1 protein-coding gene and 1 pseudogene are annotated in these 1769 nt (G+C 43.5%); both read left to right on the top strand.

Going from position 1 to position 1769, the window contains the following annotated elements; all coding sequences use genetic code 11:
- Nucleotides 1-1138: GNAT family N-acetyltransferase (locus WAM07_RS07080; protein WP_422165826.1), on the top strand; the 1138-nt coding region annotated here is incomplete at its 5' end.
- Between the two features lie 132 nt (nt 1139-1270).
- Nucleotides 1271-1769, top strand: a pseudogene (locus tag WAM07_RS07075) (D-serine ammonia-lyase); the annotation flags it as partial.

Raw genomic sequence — 1769 nt, 5'->3', positions numbered from 1 at the left:
AAATCATAGCAAGCGCCAGAAGAAGTTGGACAAAGAAGCCAATGTCCAGCATTTTGCTCTTTATCAAAATAGCCGCTTAGTCGGAGGGTATGTCGAATATAATCACACGTTGAACCTCTACTCCCGGAAAATTGACGCCCGCGGCATTGGTATGGTAGCTGTGGACCTGCCTTATAAGAAGCAGGGGTTCGCCAGGCAAATTATTCAAGCATTTATTAAAGGTGCCCGTAACCAGAGTATAGCACTCGTGCAGCTCTATCCTTTCCAGCCTTCCTTTTATAGAAAGATGGGTTTTGGACTGGGCCCATTTTTACATACATTTCACTTCCATCCGTCACAGCTTCCTGTTTTTTCTAAAAGTTCATCCCTTACTGTGCTTGATCCGGCTGATAAGTATGAGATGGCAGCGTGCTATCACCGGTGGGCGGACCAAACACATGGGTCGTGTGAAAAGTCGTTGTACGAGTTCAGATCATTAGAAGCAGATGATTATCATGTGGTTGGTTTGAAAAAAGAAGGGAGAATCGATGGGTACATGGTTTTCCAGTTCAAGCAGTCTCAAGGCGATCACATGCTGATGAATGATTTACATATTGTTGAATTTATTGCATGTACAACCGAAGCCTATCAATCGCTGCTTCAATTTTTGCACAATCAGAAGGATCAGGTGCGCTCCGTTTATTTCCCCACCTTCAATCAGCAATTTTCTTATTTGCTGGAAAATCCTTGTCATACGGATGACGAACTTATTTTCCGGATCTATCATAAAATAAGTGAGCAGGGGCAAGGGCTGATGTTCCGGATTGTGGATGTTCCTCTTTTCTTGGAAAATCTTAACCATCACTCGTTTGGACAGGAATCCATTCGGATCGGATGGAAAATATCCGACAGCTTTATGGACGAACAGCATTCTTATGTATGGGAGTTTACGGAGGGGGTTCCGAGAGCAACGAATCAGCTGCCTGACGTAGAGATCCACATAGGAATAGCTGAATTTTCATCGCTTATGATGGGATGTGTAACCTTGGACAATCTTTTGCTGGGAGGTTATGCAGAAGCAGAACCAGGAGAGTATCTTGATCAGGCTATTGCGCTATTTCAAAACCCTAAGCAGCCCGAAAGCTGGAGTTTCTTCTAGGTGAACGATAGGATTCTCCTTCCCTGCATGTACATGCGGGAAGGCAAAGCGAGTCGTGCCCGGCGCTCCGATTAATTATTCGAATTCAGGGAAAAATCAGGATAGAATGATTTCTGTCATGGAGGTGCTTCAATGGAAAAGATAGCAGGGAAAACGGTATCCGAATGGGGTGAGAGTCTTCCCTTATTAGATAAAGTTATGAGATGTGAGCCCGTGTTTTGGATCAATACGTCTGCCAGAGAGATGGATAAGGTACCTGAGTTTGCGGTAACCAAAGATGATATCTATGAAGCGGAACAACTGTGGAAACGGTTTGCCCCTTTTCTAAAGAAGGCTTTTGCAGGAACGAAAGATGGGGCGATTGAGTCGCCTGTAAGATCATTAAAAGAAATGAAGAAAGCCCTGAGTACCTATTATAATCAACCATTTGAAGGAGAGTTTTATTTAAAATGTGACCATGATCTTCCTATATCGGGGTCTATTAAAGCACGTGGCGGTGTGTTTGAAGTCCTGAGCTATGCAGAGAAGCTGGCGCTTGAAAATAATATGATCTCCAAAGAAGATAACTATGAAGTGTTTCTTGATTCTTCATTCAAACAGTTCTTCAGTCACTATACGATCGGCGTTGGAT

The organism is Halobacillus sp. (assembly GCF_049282395.1).
In the GTDB taxonomy this organism is placed as follows: Bacteria; Bacillota; Bacilli; order Bacillales; family Halobacillaceae; genus Halobacillus.
This window is presented reverse-complemented; position numbering and strand designations above follow the sequence as displayed.